Annotated in this window: 11 protein-coding genes; 4 read left to right on the top strand and 7 right to left on the bottom strand. The window is 36.7% G+C overall.

Going from position 1 to position 16,339, the window contains the following annotated elements; genetic code table 11:
- Positions 1–20: 20 nt before the first annotated feature.
- The 7 genes from QE422_RS02680 to QE422_RS02650 all read right to left on the bottom strand — a co-directional run bounded on the left by QE422_RS02680 (position 21) and on the right by QE422_RS02650 (position 13,438).
- Positions 21–350 (bottom strand): hypothetical protein, encoded by a 330-nt coding sequence (locus tag QE422_RS02680; RefSeq protein ID WP_307454904.1) that lies wholly within the window; start codon positions 348–350, stop codon positions 21–23.
- 500 nt (positions 351–850) lie between these two features.
- Complete coding sequence (locus QE422_RS02675; RefSeq protein WP_307454903.1) at positions 851–1,240, bottom strand: hypothetical protein; 390 nt, start codon at positions 1,238–1,240, stop codon at positions 851–853.
- Complete coding sequence (locus tag QE422_RS02670; RefSeq protein ID WP_307454902.1) at positions 1,230–3,596, bottom strand: hypothetical protein; 2,367 nt, start codon at positions 3,594–3,596, stop codon at positions 1,230–1,232. Before QE422_RS02670 ends, QE422_RS02675 begins: the two co-directional genes overlap by 11 nt.
- Positions 3,577–3,930 (bottom strand): hypothetical protein, encoded by a 354-nt coding sequence (locus QE422_RS02665; RefSeq protein ID WP_307454901.1) that lies wholly within the window; start codon positions 3,928–3,930, stop codon positions 3,577–3,579. Before QE422_RS02665 ends, QE422_RS02670 begins: the two co-directional genes overlap by 20 nt.
- A complete protein-coding gene (locus QE422_RS02660; protein ID WP_307454900.1) occupies positions 3,923–4,285 on the bottom strand; it encodes a hypothetical protein in 363 nt (120 codons plus the stop codon). The genes QE422_RS02665 and QE422_RS02660 overlap by 8 nt, the downstream gene beginning before the upstream one ends.
- Before the next feature lie 15 nt (positions 4,286–4,300).
- Complete coding sequence (locus QE422_RS02655) at positions 4,301–8,428, bottom strand: hypothetical protein (RefSeq protein ID WP_307454899.1); 4,128 nt, start codon at positions 8,426–8,428, stop codon at positions 4,301–4,303.
- A gap of 297 nt (positions 8,429–8,725) precedes the next feature.
- The gene (locus QE422_RS02650; RefSeq protein WP_307454898.1) at positions 8,726–13,438 is read right to left on the bottom strand and encodes a pyocin knob domain-containing protein; all 4,713 of its coding nucleotides are present in this window, start codon (positions 13,436–13,438) and stop codon (positions 8,726–8,728) included.
- Positions 13,439–13,914: 476 nt separating this feature from the next.
- Between QE422_RS02650 and QE422_RS02645 the strand changes: the two genes are divergently transcribed.
- The 4 genes from QE422_RS02645 (at position 13,915) to QE422_RS02630 (ending at position 16,274) form a co-directional block, all read left to right on the top strand.
- Positions 13,915–14,886 carry an ion channel gene (locus QE422_RS02645; RefSeq protein ID WP_307454897.1) on the top strand — a complete coding sequence of 324 codons (972 nt, stop codon included), beginning with the start codon at positions 13,915–13,917 and terminating at the stop codon, positions 14,884–14,886.
- Positions 14,887–15,375, top strand: coding sequence for a YkgJ family cysteine cluster protein (locus QE422_RS02640; protein ID WP_307454896.1), 489 nt, complete (start codon positions 14,887–14,889; stop codon positions 15,373–15,375). It begins immediately after the preceding gene.
- A gap of 116 nt (positions 15,376–15,491) precedes the next feature.
- Positions 15,492–15,830: a hypothetical protein gene (locus tag QE422_RS02635; RefSeq protein WP_307454895.1), complete on the top strand. Its 339-nt coding sequence runs from the start codon at positions 15,492–15,494 to the stop codon at positions 15,828–15,830.
- A 183-nt stretch (positions 15,831–16,013) separates the two neighbouring features.
- Entirely contained in the window at positions 16,014–16,274 is a 261-nt protein-coding gene (locus tag QE422_RS02630) for a hypothetical protein (RefSeq protein ID WP_307454894.1), read from the top strand.
- The last annotated feature ends 65 nt before the right edge of the window (positions 16,275–16,339 follow it).

The raw sequence follows: 16,339 nt of genomic DNA, 5'->3' as shown, positions 1-16,339 counted from the left end.
TTTGTACAGATTATGTATGATTATTTATAATCGAACCGGTCTTCATCTGGATACCAGTAACGGGTTAACGTTGGTGTTAATATCCCTTTTTCATAATCTTCAATATAGCTTTCCAGCGAACCTGCCGTACCAAAACTAACTACTCTCCCAGAGTTTTTTTCTATTAAGAAATTAGCATTTCCTACCAGAGATTTATTAAAATTTCCGGTTAATACATATTCTTTGGACTGATAATCATAAATATTACCATATGGTTTTTTGATCGTCAAGTCAGTCAGTATCACGACTTCAATATCCGATCCAAAATGTTCTGCTCTACTCTCTAAATAACGTTCTGCTATCGCCAGCATTTCTTCGTCTGTTAATATGCTATTCTATTTTTTTATTTTACCTGCTTTTGTATACTTAAATTGTCTGTAGCCTCTTTCAAAATTTTAGATTCTAAAACATATTGTTTTGCTATTCTTAAAATTTCTGCGTCGGTTAACGTAGAAACTTTTGTATTATTGTCCATAATAAGCTTCGATACCACTCTGTATTTCAGCTCATTTTTTTCGGATACTTATATTCTAACTTTTTTAAACATTCTACAAATTCCTTACTTTGAAATTTATATGATAATTCTTCAAAATCAGAACAAATATGCTCCAGGTTACCCAAGTCTAATTTTAACCACCCAAAGGTGGCTTATGATTAGACAAAATTATAGATATTTTCCTGTCTTGTATTCTTAGATATAATACTCCATTTCTTTTAAATCTTCATATTCAATAATCTTACTTACGATTGATAATAAAAATTCTAATTTAGGAAATTCAAATACAGCTTTTGTTTATCAAAAAAGACAAATTTATGTTCGTAAGTTTATTTTAAGGGAATCATTAATTAGCTTACGGAAAATTTTTATCTCTTCTGTTGATAATTTTTGATTTAAAATAATTTTATCTCCGTTCAAGTGGAATATTTTATTAAGATCAGAACTTTCGGCTATAGCTCTAATATAAATATCTTTCCCTATCTCTTGTTCTTTCAAAAAGAATTGGTCTTTATTAAAATAATTCCATGTTTGTAAATAATTAGGATTTCGATAAACAGTTCTTTGCCAAAACAATAACTCTGCAATAATATGGGAAAGATGTGCATGCCCAAATTTCTGCTCAATAGTAATTAAAGATTGTGGGAGCTTAGAATCATTGACATAATTAATAAGCTCACTTATTATTTTTTCACTAGTTTTCATGCTGAGGATATAATGTTTGAATATGATTTGTTTGTTCTTTTTTTGTTTTAAACATCGGTTTTTGACCTGTTGACTTTTGCCAATCTACTTGATGACTATAAGCCCTTTCTTCTTGATCCCAAAGATTACCTATTATTTGTTCTATTTCTATTTTTGATTTGCCTTTTAACTGTAGTTCTTTTTTTATAAGATAATCCCGTGCGTGTGATGCCTCATGTGATAAAAAATCTAAAAGTTCATCAGGGAAATTAGCTTCATTAAAATACATAATATTTTTATAAGCAAACGCAGTAGTTCCCTCTACTCCTTGCTCTAATTGTTCCGGTGTTGCCAAATCTTCGAATATACCAGAAAAATTCTCCTCAGATTCAATTCTAATAAATACCTTATTTTCTTCTAATAGCTGAGCTAATTCATCCATATGCTTTGTATATCCCTTTATTGCTTTTATTATAGCAAATTTAGGTATATCCTTAATAGAAGACAAAGACCATTTTCCAAGAAATTCATTATAACGCTCTATATTTTTATTTCTAATTGAATTCTTCGAATTAGAACGTCTTGTCCTTTTAGGTAGTCCTTCACCTTCTGTAGTAATACTTTTTTTGAGTTCTGCCGTTTCTTCTATTTCATCAAGAATTTCATCTTTTTCTTTTGATGTGAATTTTCTAATTTCATTTCCATCTCGGGCAATAGCTTCATCCAACTGTTTCTCAAGCCTAACAAAATCCTCTTCTTTTTCTACTAGTCTTACAGCAGACCTTTTCAAACCGTTTCTGATAGCAATGGTAAGTTCTCCACCCAAAGATAACATTTCTATCCAGAATAAATATTCGCAGAATGCCTGCCCGAGAACGGAATCTTCAGCGTTGGCTAATTTCAGTACTATATTGGCGACGGAACTGGTGATGCCTGCAACGGCTCCCACTCCACGGGCAACGGCCAGAGTACCGATGATTTCGCCGGCAGCAATTCCGGATAGCGTACCGGAGCTTCCTGCAATGACGGCCAGATCCAGTGCATATTCTCCGGACTTTATCACATTGTGCCAAAACTGCTGATTCGCATTGGCAAACAGCATAAACGCCGGAACAATGGCATCCAGCTGTATCGCTGTTTCCTGATCCTTATTCTCTTCATCGGTATTTTTTATTTTTACAGGGAAGAAAGGATGATACCACACCTCTTTAACAATCTGTTCATCAACATCCACGGGTGTACCGTCAGGCAGGTTTGAAGAAACCTTTCTGGTTTTTCCGGTCTCAAATTTAAACCGTAAAAACCGTTCTTTTTTATTCTTGGGACCATCTTCAAAGCTTGCCGAAACATTACTGAAAAAGAATCCGGCAAGTTTTTCAGAATGGTAAGGCAAAAACGCAGGTCCGTTAGTAGAAGTAAATTCAGGATTGGTTTCTAAACTGTAATCCACAAAACGTGTTTTTCTCCATGCTTTATTCACCATGCCAGCGAACTCAAGGAAGTTATCTCCGTGGATCCTGTCGTTGAAAAATTCCAAAAGCATCTGGGGATTCTGTTCGCTTACTTTTTTACTTAATCTCTCAATAAACTTTACGGCATTTTCTTCTGTAGAAACCAAAACCTGCAAAATTTTAAGGAAAATATCTTCTTCTTTGGAATATGGCTTATTGCTGAAGCTGTCATTTGCAATTGCTTTGTCAAAAAACTTCCATAAAAATCCTTCAGGAAGCATATAAAATAAACTTTCCGGTAAATAATATAAAGCTTGTAACGCATCATAATACGAAAAGGTAGATCTGCTTTCTAAATTCCTTATCAAAGGAAGAATAACAATTTCTTTGTACTGATCTATAAAAGCCGGCCTTTTTCCAAAAGTAAAGTTATCGGTCTGGCTGAAAATAGTATCGTTAAGATAAGCCATAAAAGCTCCCAAACTATTGAATTTCAGTAATACTACCGGAGCATTTCCATCGGAGATATTATTTCTGTTCAGATAAAAAGGAGTGATTTTTCCATCATCTTTTTTATAAACATTATAATTTACATAGTATTTCCCTATAGATTCTCTGATAAGGGGAATGATGCTAATGAGTTCCGTTACCCTGGTTTGCGTAACGCTAACATCACTATCTGAAACATGTTTTTCAAAAGGATGATCTTCAGCGTCATTGTTTGGAATAAAAAAGCTGACAAAATCATACACCCAAGTCTGATGTGTACTGTAACTGTACCCCAAAGTTTCCTGCTGGCTGAAATTCTCAAGCAACTCAGAATTGGGATCATACCGTATACTTTCTGGAAAGACCTGAATATTTTTCAGAAGAATGTCTGCTATAACCACACTGTTTTTCGATGAATCATAAAAAGTATTGCTCAAAAGGAAAATCTTCCAGGGGAATAGGATAAACATCTGCTGATGTAACATTTACATCTACCTGTTCGGTAACAATATTAAAATAGGTTCCGGTATTTGTTTTTACGTAAAACTCTTTAACAGAAGCATTATTAGAAATAAAAATCTCTGTGGGCATGAAAAGGTTGAAAATGTCTCTCAAAAGCTTCAAAGTATTAAATTTCTGAGTATCCAGTTCATATTTTTCTTTTGTTTCTAATGTCGTTAGGGCAATTACATCATTTGAATATTTTTTTTCGGATTCTTCATACCTTCTGTTAAGTCTGAAAAATTCAACTATATTTTTAAAATCACTCATACTCCTTGTTTTTACTCATTAAATATTCCAATTCATTCACTGGAAAAAGTTCTTTAACAGTCATATTTTCAGTAAATTCTTCAGTCTGGTCTTTATCCAATACCAAAAGATCCAGATGATAACCTTCATCCACCAGAATATGAGCATTTCTGAGCTTACACTTTGCCTGTACCACAATATCCCAGTCTTTTCCTTCCAGTTCATTCCATCGCTCAACAGGAAGTCTGCCTCTGCTTCCGAAAAGAATGATCTTTTCTACCGCAGTCATGTCGTTAATCTTGTCCTTTAAGGACGTGAGGATATAAGGCAGCACTTTTTCGTGCTGCCAAATAACCCCGGGTTTTATCCGGCTCATGATTAATTTTTAAGGTTACAGTAAAAATTTAGAAAGCGGAGCCTGATTTTCATACTCGTCCTGTGAAAGCGGCTGCAGGTTTTTATCCAGCACCCTTTCTCCTCCCAGTTCTCTGTTCGGTACTTTTACTTTAAGATAGGATTCTCCGTCTGTCGAGAATATAAACCGCTGTAATTCTGCCGGTGTAATGGTACTGCTTCTGAAGTCGAAATCCTTGATCCTGGAAACATTCACTTTAAAGGTGATGCCATTTGCCTCGGTAGCATAAGCTTCCACTCCTTCGATCTGAGAGATTTCCTCAGCAAGCTGCTGGTAGAATTTAACAGATGAATCCGTACCATTTAAAGATTTCGCTATTTCAATAATATTACCCAAACATTCAAAACGTCTTGGAAAGCTGAAATTAGCATATAAGTCGCCCATTTTTGTAAATGAAGTATCATCGAAATGGTTGTACGTAATTTCTATCCATTTATCAGAATTTTGTCCGATCTGGTTGTTATTTAGGGCAAAATTGGTGGAACACATTTCTCCCAGATTATCGTCAAACTTCACGCCCGGCTCACAATTGCCCGGCAGTGCCTTTTCAACTCTCAGACCGATGGAATCTGCCTGAAGAATAGTAAGGGAAGTCGGGATCTTCTCTCTCCAAGGCTCGCCTTCTTTGGTCGCTTTCGGAGAACGCATCTCGTCTACTAAAGAAAGGAATAATGGATCGTCGATCACAGGGACTTCACCGCCGTTCCAGATCTGTCCGGTAGCCATGAAATGCCTTACCGCTTCTTCGAATCCTGGTCTTACGGTAACAATTACCCTTGCCATCCCGGACTGCATAAATGCCCTGAAGATCGGATCATTGTCATCAAACTGGTAAAGATCCGCCCAAGATTTTCTTTCGCCCCAATAGTACGGGTACAGGTGATAACTCATGATATCCCACTCAAATGCCTGCTCCATAAATTTAATGAACGCTGCATATTGATCAAATTTTCCGTCTAATTTGATATCTGTATTAAGGAATGTCTCGTCTCCTGAAGAATATCCATTGTTGTAATATTTCCCTTTACCGAATGTAAGATCTACGTTTGGATTCTGATTCAGCATATAGGAAATACAGTTTCTTCTGAGAATTGTGTTCTCAATTTTTCTGTAGAAACCAGGATTAGAGCCTTTAATCTGTACGCCTAATGCTTTTGCTTCCGCTAAGGCTTGGTTGTATTTTCCTAGTTCAGCTTCGTATGCCTCAATAATTTTGTTGAAAACGGCTTGTAAATATTTTACTTTACCTTCTTTACTCAAATTACAAGTAATAACCACATTAGCTTCAAAAGAGTAAAATCTATCCGTAGAAATACTTACCGGAATTATATTTGATAAATTATTCAAAACACCGGTCTTATTAAATGAACCTGCTGCTGAATCCGTGATAACCTGTAGATTTCCAATACTTACATTTAACCATGAGCTTAATAATTGTTTTCCTCCTCCAGTAATCTCATAGTTAACCGCCACGTAGCCTTCCGGTATTTCAATATCTTTTTGTAAACCTATAGCACTTGTAGAAGACGTTCCTATATCCTGAAGTAAATCTCTGCCGTAAGCAAATCCCTTTGATGCGAAGATTTTATTTGGCGGATAATTATCAATTTCTACATTATAAATTCCTAACCAATATTTTAGGATGGTTTCTCCCAAACTGCTATCAAGCATCATATAGTTTTCCATTTTACAAATAGAAGATTCTCTTGGATCTACTGGTTTTACCAGCTTATTTTCCATTGTATTTACAACCTCCATCCCCAGTCTATGAAGTTTAGCAGGTTCCGGAATCATAAACTCAAACATCATACGTTTACCATAATTATAAATCTGGTTTTTCACCACTTTATCTACCCAACGGTAAACCCCTACCACATGGCTGCTTCCTTTGGTATTATCGAAACCATGTTTGTTGTTTTCTTCAAACTCTTCCAGGATCTTGTCGATACGCTCTTCTTTAACTTTGGTAACAATTCGATCCAAAGCTCTGGCGGTGATATCCTTCGCTTCAGTGACTGCCTGGCGGTTGCTTTCCTCTTTGGAATTATGAGTGGCATAACTGGCATTCGCACTTAATCCAAAAGAAGGAGCTCCTACTGAGCCGCCTCCCCAGCTGGCATTAAATCCTGCATTAGCCGCAAAATCTTTGGACTCCTGAAGAATTTTAGATACCTCGCTCTGCATTTCATGCCTTTCAGTAGAAGTCGTATCAGTCAGTTTTTCTTTTTCAGACTCGGAAGATTTGGTGGTCTGGGATTCACTTCGCTTCAGCCTTCTGGTTGACCTTTCTTTGTATTCCCTGGCCATAATGTTTTCAATATGGGCCACTTCTCCTTCTACATAACAATAGGTACTTTGCTCTACTCTTTTATAATCCGCCACTCCGATATTCTTCATCCCGAAGCCAGAAGGAATAAAGACCTCTGTATTTGCCGGATTGGTAGTAGGTGTCGGATTGGTTGGATTCTGTGGGTTTTCAGGCTCAGTAACAACCGGCTGTTTTAAAGTAAGGGCAGCATCACCTTTGAAAATGTATTGTTTAAGAGGACGGTTAAATTCATTAGGATCTCTTGTTAAAGTTACATTTAACAAATAAGTCTTTCCGTCATCCAGAACAACTTCTCCCTGCAATATAAATCCATTGCTGTTGGTGGTTTGAGAAGCCGGAATAGTTGTTCCATTGTAGAAAAGTGAATGTACTCCGTTCGTATTCTGAATAACATTGGTAGAGCTGATATCGGTCCCGTTAATCGTCACTTTATATGATCCTGATACGATGTTATGTGTGAAACCATCTATCGTAAGCATAATATACCAGGCATTATTGCCAATATCAGCTGTTTTAACACTGTAAGAAATCCATCCATTGGAATTTACCGAGTTGCTTACCGGTACCAAAACACCTCCTACGTTTGCAGACACCTGTTGGTTTAAAACGGTATTATTTAGTATGGTTTGTTGCTGCACTTGCGTATTCTGGGTGAGATTCTGGCTCAGCTCATCAAAAGTGGTGATTCCTGATAAGGCTTCTGTAACACTTGAGGCACCAAATAAGCGGAGCAGGGTATTTTGATCCTGTACACTTAAAGTCCTTCCGAGAATCGCCGCGTCAATCTCAGGCGTTTTATATGAAAATTCAAAATCCGGAATCTCTGTTTCTGGCACCGTAATCTGCATAATCTCATCCTTGATGCGGTGAAGCTCCATATCCAGCTCGCTGTTGGCATAAAACTTCTCCGGATCGGCCACGCTCAGCTGGGTTAGGTAATTGATCCGGTTTTCCAGGATTTGCTTTTTCCGGTCGGCTTCTGCCGTATCTTTCTGTAATGATTTTAAAAGCGGCTTTACACGATCCTGATATTGATCGTAAGAGGTTTTATAGGCCTCATCATATTGCTTTTTATACGCTTTTTCGAGTTTTGACATTGATTCAGCAAGTGCTTCATTTTCTTTCAGATGAACTGTTGCTTCTGCAAATTTCATGGCTTTATCATTATAAGCCGTTCTTTGCGTTGTGGTGCTTCCCGATGTACCGGTAGTACCTGACTGCGAAACTTTGAAAAGTTCTTTCGGCAATACGACTTTAGCTTTTACCACATCCTGATAAACTTCTTCCGTAAAATCGTATACGGATAGGATATGATTAAGATGCAGAAACTGCATAAGGGTTTCTTTGGCATAAAAGTCTTTTTGGGTTACTACCTGATAAATCAAATTATCCCAGATAACGGAATAATCAATAACAGCAACAGGTCTGATGGTTGCAAGATAATCCTTATATTTTTGAATCATCTTATCAAATTCAGATTTACTTGCGGTAGCCTTGTTTCTAGCTATCCAGACAGCCAATGCGTAAAATGCAGGATCATCTTCTTTTAAAGTCTGCTCTTTTTTTATAGTCAGTCCTGTGGGTTGCGCACATACTTTCTGTAGAGATTCTCCTGCCTCTACTCTCGGATCAATAACTCCTTTTTGAGTATTATAATCCCTGAAGATAAATCTTCTTTCTTTGTTTTTAGGATCAGACAGTTCCGGGTTTCTCATGGTAGCAAACCTGAACAGGGTCTGGGAACTGTTGTTTGTATTTAAATCGGTTGTAGACATTTTTATTTTGGTTTTTAAGATTAAAATTGGAAAAGCCCTTTTTAGTAGGATCGATTCCTGTTTTTGCAGCCCTGTTTTTTAAGGTGGTTCCGGCTCTGCTATCCACCCTTCTTCTTAATTTTTTCTTTCATTATTTTTTTATATTTTTAAACATAATTCTGGCTGTCCGGCATTTTTTTGAATGCTGAATTTTTAAAGATTTAAAAACTTAATGGTAAGTTGATGTGTTTTTTATTACTGGAACAAAGATATTCTGTCACAGCGACAGAACTTGACGCATTAAAAAAATATTACCGCTTATTGCAATTTTTTAAAGCTGTTTTCATTGTACAGCATCACTTCCCCTTCATCACTGATATACAGCGTCACCTGCATCTCAGGAGATAACGGGTAAGGCTTTAAGCCTTCTATATTCAGATTGATCCAGTCTTTGCTGAAGTTGAAAACAACAATGGTTTGTCTTTTGGTCAGATCCCTGATATTCAGTTCCCTTCCTTCTCTGAACAGAACGTGTACCAGTTTCTTTTTGCTTCCTATATTATAAGAGCTGTTTCCCTGTAACGAGAATTCATCCGGTTGGATTTTTAGCGTATCATCTTCCAGGATTACTTCTTCTGAGGCAGATGATGTACTGAGGGAGTTGTTCCATTTTGCAACATCCGCAGCCGTGAAGTCATTGTCTCCCCAGTGTCTTACCCAATTGCTCCATCCTCCATCAGACTTAGTTCTGCTGACAATATTACCATTATATCTTTCTGTTTGTATTTGCGAAGCAGAATATATATTTTCTGTCTCAAAATGAAGTAAGGCTCTTTTGCCATCTCTTGGACCTGTGTAATTACCAGAATTAAGTGTTCCATAGGCAATACTATAAAACCCTGTTTGAGCTAAACTATTTAAATCATGACTTGCTCCAATATAATCAATTGGGAATTTGTTAAAGTAATTATTTAATTGATTAAGAACCCAGACTTGATAGCCATTAGGGTCAAAATTACCAGCATGATATACAATATTGTTTTTATATAGTATGCTATCTGTACCTATGCTTAGATTATTTGCTTGTACCCAAGGTTTTGATCCCCATCCCATATAAAAATATTCAAAATTACCATCTTGTGTCATTGTACCAATACCAGCAATTTTGTCGCTATCATCATTTTTTTCCCACCAAATACCTGTTGCATTACCACCTGTTGAAGACTGTTGTAAAAATAAATTACCATAACCATCTAGTCTTCCACCCTCTGATAAATCTACTTGACCGTTTATACCAACTTTAAATAAATTCGTATTTTCATTATTATAGACTTTAACTGTAAAAGCAGTAGAAATTCCAAAACCATCTGAATCATCATTAAATCTTTGTATATAATGTGCAGCATCACCAAACCCAGCAAGGTTTAATTTTTGACCTTGTGTAAGTCCAATACCTGCATTAAAAGTCTTTTGATGAATAATGGTTTGAGGTGTGTCTAAAGTAACAGGACTTAAATTTCCTGAATGAAACAAATACCCCTGATTCACACTGTTTCTGATGAGGTATGTTGATGAACCATCCCAGTCAATCGAATATGTACTATTAACTGATGTAACTTTATTAGCTAATTGTGTGGTTACCCAATTTTTATCAGCAATTTGTATATAACCATCTATTCTATGATACACATATACACCATTTGCTGATAAAGCACCATTAAAACCAATTGCTTGTGCATTTTCCCACGCCTGAATCGTCCGATCTTCGCGCGCTAAATCAACGTAGGTTCCATCAGAATGCTGAATGTATGGTAATGCTAAGGGAGAACCTCCTCCTCCAAATCCTAGGTTTAATGCTCCATCAGTTGCATTAACTTTTGAAGCCAATTGTGCTGTAGTAGCAAAATCATATATTGATTTGTGATTACCATCACCTAAAAGCATATGATCACCGTCAGAACCACTTTTTATAAAATGACTTGATATAATTGGTTTGTAACCATCATTATTAGAATTTGTTGTTTTAAAATTGTAACCATCAAATATAATTTGACCAACATCAATACCATCTCTATAAAATGTTAATCCTGCATCATAACCATTAATACCTTGTATTCTTACCGTATTATTATCCCAATTATTACCACCATCAGTTTTAAACCATTTTTTACCGGTAATATTGTTCCAACTTGTTTCGGTGATGAAATCAGAAACAGATTTATGGCTGCCACCACCTAAAAGTACGTGATTATCATCTGAACCGCTTTTAATAAAACCTGAAGACTTTACAGGTACATATGAAGTACCAAGAATATCCATAAAATGAAAATTACCATCACCTCTTAAACTCAGCGTTGAAGCATATGCCCCTGGTTGGTGAAACGATAAAGTTGGATATATTGCCAGGTTTGTAGTTCCTGCTCCTCTTATTTCTAAAGCTGCATCACTATATCCATTTCCAGCAGCTCCACCAATACTTTTTCTTGCATTAATACTTTGTGGGCTACCAAGAGTAACATAGTCATAAATCATGTTATTCCATGAATTTACATTGGCTTGTGTAAAATGATTTGTATTCCAGAAATCTACATATTCGCTATATGGATTATTATTTTGCCAAGGTGCTTGATATTGTCTGATTCCAAAACCATTTCTGTTAATCATTAACAAATTTTGATTTCCTCCTGAAGAATCTCCATAACCTCCAAAATGAAGAAAGTCAGCCCAAGAACCTGAAGCACCATTATTATTATCATAAGAAGTAAATCCAAATTTTAATTTTTGAGGAGCTAACTCATCTGGGTAAATTGTCCTATTATCTTCATAAGTAAGTAAAGTATTGGGAACATGCCCACCTCCACCTAATAATAGATAATTATTATTTGAACCTTCTTTAATAAAGCCATCCCTTGAAAAGGTTGAACCGTGAACTGTTAGACCATATCCTGAATATGGTGAACCTGCAATAGCAACACCACCATTATTAGCTGGGTTTAAAATTAATGGATTATAACCAACGCCAACTTCTTTTGATTGAATAACTGAAGTACCATTATCTAAAACAGCAAATTCTAAAGACTTTGCATCAGAATTTTTACCTATTTGGAATTGTCCATAATGTTGAGCAACATTAATATAATCATTGGTTCCTAAGTCTTTACTAATTACTTTTCTTGCTGTTATTGTTTGAACATCATTCAATGTCACATGATCTCTTAAGGTATTTTCCAGTCCGTTTACAGCCTTTTGAATATCATTTGTATTTGCCTTCATTAAAATACCTCCACTCCAGATTCTCGATTTTGTAGGCTCTACAGTCTCGTCATAGAGGGTAAAAGGAGAAGTATGAAGCGATGGAACTGATGTACTATTAACGTCAAGCCAATATTTAGAACCGCCTCTAAGGTAAATTACGACATTCGATGATCGTGCCATCTGATCATAGCCAATAACTTTAATATCATTTTTTACCCACGATTCATCCTGATAATTACAAATTGCTTTAAAATGAGAAGTTCCCCAGCCACTGCCATAGACTTCGAATTCATAATAGCACCAGAATCCGCCCCCATGCGTTGAATAAGAAGGCACTCCCATTGAAGCATCCAAAGTTCTGTATACTTTAATGGTAGAAGGATAACTGCTGTTACATTGGATAGTAACCGGATAATATTTGGATTCATCTAAACCCAGAGTATCAATCACAGTCCTTTTCCCAAATATTCTTCCTCCGATTTCAGAATCATTTCCTGCGTTGACTGCATTTTTCGCTGTTACATTTCCATTAGAGTCTATTGTAAAACTTGTATTCCCTTTATTGGAGAAAATATGGTTGTTTCCTGATTCATGGTAGACTGTATCAACCGAAGTATTACCGAAGTAGAGTTGATTTTGATTTCCTGCATTTACAATTTGGTTTCCATCTAAAACGTCAGATTTTAAAATTTTTAATGCTAGGTCCCCTGATAAAGATCCGCCAGTAAAAGGAAGATAATTTTTATCTACCCAGGACCTGAATGCAAGTTTCTCCAAGTTAATCTGTACTCTTTTTGTTCCTTTCGGATCATCACTGTCACTTACATTTATAACCCTGTTTCTACCTTGATTTAAACCTCCGTAACCCACTGTGAGTTTAACATCAAATCCCTGCCAGTAAGCCATACGAGGAAACCAAAAGCACAGTTTGCCGTTGAAATTAAGGGCAATCACATAATTAAAATCACTCACTGTAGAATAGCCGCTCTGGGCTATTATCGTTCCATAATAGATATATCCCTGTATCTTTGCATCTAAAGGCAATCTATCAAAATACATATTCCCTTTCATTTCCAAAAGGAACTGATCTCCATATTCTACCGAATAATCCACATCAGTTTCAATCAAAGTGCCCTTAGAAAAGTCTCTTGAAGAGTGAAACCAGGAATCTTCTTTTGTTCTTGAATCCAGATGTCCACCACCACCTGTTAAAAAATAATCATCACTTGAGCGATCCTTTTTAATCCCTTTTGTATTCAGATAAGCATAAGCACTGATCCCTACATTAGTCAAACGGAATTCGTCACCATCAAAGCCCAATGCTCCGGAACCATATCCGTCTTTATAATAAACAGCAGCAGGATTCGAACCATCAAATGATCTTAGCCATAACTTCTGATTAAGAATATCACTTCCATTGGATGTTACGAAATATTTTCTGCCACTTATAGACTGTTCTGTATTGAGCGTCATTACGTTTTCACCGGAATTGATCTCAATATAGGCCGAGCCGCCCCAACGGAACTGCTTGTTGTCTTTTGTTGTAATGTATATTTTCCCTTTTTCTCCTGATTGCGGTAAATCCGCATAAGAGCTGAATTCCAGCACATCATCCACGTAGCTGGGAAGCTGGCCGGCCGGAACTTTTCCGTCTACCAGATCTGCCTTTTTTCGCCAATCCGGATGAGCGGGCGGAAAGTCCCTGTTAGTATGCCAGTACGACTGCATCCAGTCCCAGAATTGCCCAGAGATGGGCGTATTTTCATTTGTTGACATTTTTTTCTTATTTTTGTTTTGGTTTTTAAGATTAAAGTGGGAAGTTCTTTTTAGTAGAATACTTCCGGTTTTAGCCTTATTTTTTAAGGTGGTGTCCGGCTAACGGATATCCACCTTAAATTTTGATGTTTATTCTCATCTAATTTTCTTTATACAAATATCTAACGGCACAACGCCAAAACTCGTCGTATTAAAAAAAATTATTTAAAATGTTTGTTTTTTTCATTTATAACAAATAATCAAAAGGTCTATTTTTATTTAATAATTAGCATATTTAACAATATATAAATTACATATATCTCAAAATAAAGGGATATCTTTGAAGATACCAAACTACTGATTATGATATAACTCTAAAAAAGTAATCTTATAATACCAGAGAAATCTTCACCTATATTTTTTCTAAATTCCATACAAACAATATTTTATCTTTGCATATCGGAAAAAGGAAAAATCAAAAAATACAAGTAACCTAAATGGCCAGAGGATTCAGACAGAAAATCCGTCAGGAGAATACGGAAAACAGCGGGTTTGGCGATAATGCTTCGGGAAGGTTTATCAACAAAAGCGGGCTTCCGAATGTGAACCGGAAAGGAATGAATATCTTCAACCGGTTCAGCTGGTACCACACCATGCTGGACCTGTCTACATTTCAGTTCCTCTCTTACCTTGTTGTTGCTTATATTTTAATAAATATTTTCTTCGCCTTCATTTATTACCTGATCGGGGTAGAACACCTGACGGGAATCGATAAAAGCGATCCGGTGAATGAATTTATCGATGTTTTTTTCTTCAGTTCACAGACGTTTACCACTGTGGGCTACGGAAGAATAGCGCCGGTTGGTTTTATGGCCAGTCTGGTGGCTACTTTTGAAGCTTTTTTAGGATTGCTTACCTTTGCCATTGCAACGGGACTTTTTTACGGAAGGTTTTCCCGGCCGAGGGCTTACTTGAAATTTTCCGATATCGCAGTGATTGCGCCTTTTAAGGGAACCTCAGCATTAATGTTCAGGCTGGCACCTTACAAGAACAATGCGCTAACGGATGCCGATGTTATTGTTTCCGCCGCTATTGAAGTGGTAGAAGACGGCACACAGAAAAGCCGTTTTTATCAGTTGAAAACCCAACTAAGCAAAATCAATACGCTGGCGCTGAACTGGACCGTTGTACATGTGATCGATGAGGATTCCCCGTTTTACAGGTTTTCCGAAGAGGATTTTAAAAATACGGATATTGAAATTATCGTCCATATCCGTGCGTTTGACGAAGTATTTTCAAATACCGTAGTACAGAGAACGTCGTATGTATCCCGGGAAATTATGTACGGTGCAAAATTTACCCCGATGTATTATCCGGACAAGAAGAATCTTTCCACGATTCTGGACCTGGATAAAATTAATGATTACCTAAAAGCAGAGCTTCCCACAATGGCGGAAAAGCAAGAATAAATGGATTTGGAACTTTACAAAAAGCAGGCTTTACAGAAACAGAAAGAGCATAAAAAATTTCTTGACGGACTGAAAAAAAAGCCGCCGAAAAACCTTGATTACGTGGTTCAGGAAACCCATGAGGAAGTTTTTGAGCATATCGACTGTCTCCAGTGTGCCAATTGCTGCAAAACAACCGGGCCGCTGTATACGGAAAAAGATATCGAACGGATTGCCAAACACCTCCGCATGAAGCCGGCCGACTTCGAAGCCAAATTTCTGCGCGTTGATGAAGATAATGATAAAGTCTTACAGAATCTTCCCTGCTTCTTCCTTAATGAAGACAACACCTGCTCGATCTATGATGTCCGGCCAAAAGCCTGCCGGGAATATCCGCACACCGACCGGAAAAAAATCTACCAGATCAATAACCTGATGATCAAAAATACCGTCATCTGCCCTGCTGCCTATGAGTTTGTAGAAAGAATTATGAAGAATTTGGCAAAGTAAGCGGTAATTCTAAATCTGTCTTAAATAATGATAAAGTGCGTTAAATCAAAGTTTCAGATATAATATCCGATATAATGGGGACGTTTTATTTAAACAACCATTTAAAATATTACATCATGAAAAAGTTAGTTTTAACGGCTGCACTTGCCATCGCCGGAATCGTATCGGCTCAAACGGGAACCTCATTGCAAAACCAGACATCAACTTCTGCAAATCAGCAGACCGGCCAGCTGCAACAGAATTCCCAGACCAATTCAAATTTGGGAACTACTTCGCCCCAAACCACTGTAAATCCAAACGCATCAGCCGCTGCAACGGTAGACGCTTCCGCAGTCAACAGCTCTACAAACACCAATGCCGCCGCCGGAATAAGCACCGGAATAGCAGCAGATACTACCAAATCCACAACCATCATACAGGAAGAGAAGAAAACCAAAAAGAAAAAGTCTAAGTAAATATTTAAATTCAAAACAAAGTAGAAATGTGATCCCGGAATAATTTTTATTTCGGGATTTTTTGTGGTACATACCGCCCAATTTATCTTAATTAATTATAAATCAAGTTAAAACATTATTTTAAGCACGACTTTGTACGATAATTGTATTTAACATAATATCATCAAACTTAAATATTACTTTATGAAAAATTTAATTTTAGCAGCAGCTTTTGTAGCTTTCGGTACCATTACCGTATCTGCACAGACTACCCCACAGAAGAAGGCAGACACGACCCGTCGTGATACAACCCGGAACCATGGGAATATAAACAATAACAACATGAATAATCCCAACGGAACAACCAATAACGATTGGGACAAATCCAAAACCGATACCGCCAACTGGAAAAACAAGGATGGCATGAAGAGTGACAGAAAAATGAAAAAGAAAAATAATCGATAAGCAAAATAATAAGTCCTGAAAATTCTTTCAGGATTTTTTTATGTTTTATTTTAGAGAACAACTTT

It is taken from the genome of Chryseobacterium sp. SORGH_AS_0447, assembly GCF_030818695.1.
Lineage (GTDB): Bacteria > Bacteroidota > Bacteroidia > Flavobacteriales > Weeksellaceae > Chryseobacterium.
Note: the sequence above shows the minus strand (reverse complement) of the source record. Positions and strands in the feature narration are given on the sequence as shown.

What these genes read in the sequence shown, in the direction of transcription:
- QE422_RS02680 (WP_307454904.1), bottom strand. Translation starts at nt 350, where the DNA reads ATGCTGGCGATAGCAGAACGTTATTTAGAGAGTAGAGCAGAACATTTT.
- QE422_RS02675 (WP_307454903.1), bottom strand. Translation starts at nt 1,240, where the DNA reads ATGAAAACTAGTGAAAAAATAATAAGTGAGCTTATTAATTATGTCAAT.
- QE422_RS02665 (WP_307454901.1), bottom strand. Translation starts at nt 3,930, where the DNA reads ATGAGTGATTTTAAAAATATAGTTGAATTTTTCAGACTTAACAGAAGG.
- QE422_RS02660 (WP_307454900.1), bottom strand. Translation starts at nt 4,285, where the DNA reads ATGAGCCGGATAAAACCCGGGGTTATTTGGCAGCACGAAAAAGTGCTG.
- QE422_RS02655 (WP_307454899.1), bottom strand. Translation starts at nt 8,428, where the DNA reads ATGTCTACAACCGATTTAAATACAAACAACAGTTCCCAGACCCTGTTC.
- QE422_RS02650 (WP_307454898.1), bottom strand. Translation starts at nt 13,438, where the DNA reads ATGTCAACAAATGAAAATACGCCCATCTCTGGGCAATTCTGGGACTGG.
- QE422_RS02645 (WP_307454897.1), top strand. Translation starts at nt 13,915, where the DNA reads ATGGCCAGAGGATTCAGACAGAAAATCCGTCAGGAGAATACGGAAAAC.
- QE422_RS02640 (WP_307454896.1), top strand. Translation starts at nt 14,887, where the DNA reads ATGGATTTGGAACTTTACAAAAAGCAGGCTTTACAGAAACAGAAAGAG.
- QE422_RS02635 (WP_307454895.1), top strand. Translation starts at nt 15,492, where the DNA reads ATGAAAAAGTTAGTTTTAACGGCTGCACTTGCCATCGCCGGAATCGTA.
- QE422_RS02630 (WP_307454894.1), top strand. Translation starts at nt 16,014, where the DNA reads ATGAAAAATTTAATTTTAGCAGCAGCTTTTGTAGCTTTCGGTACCATT.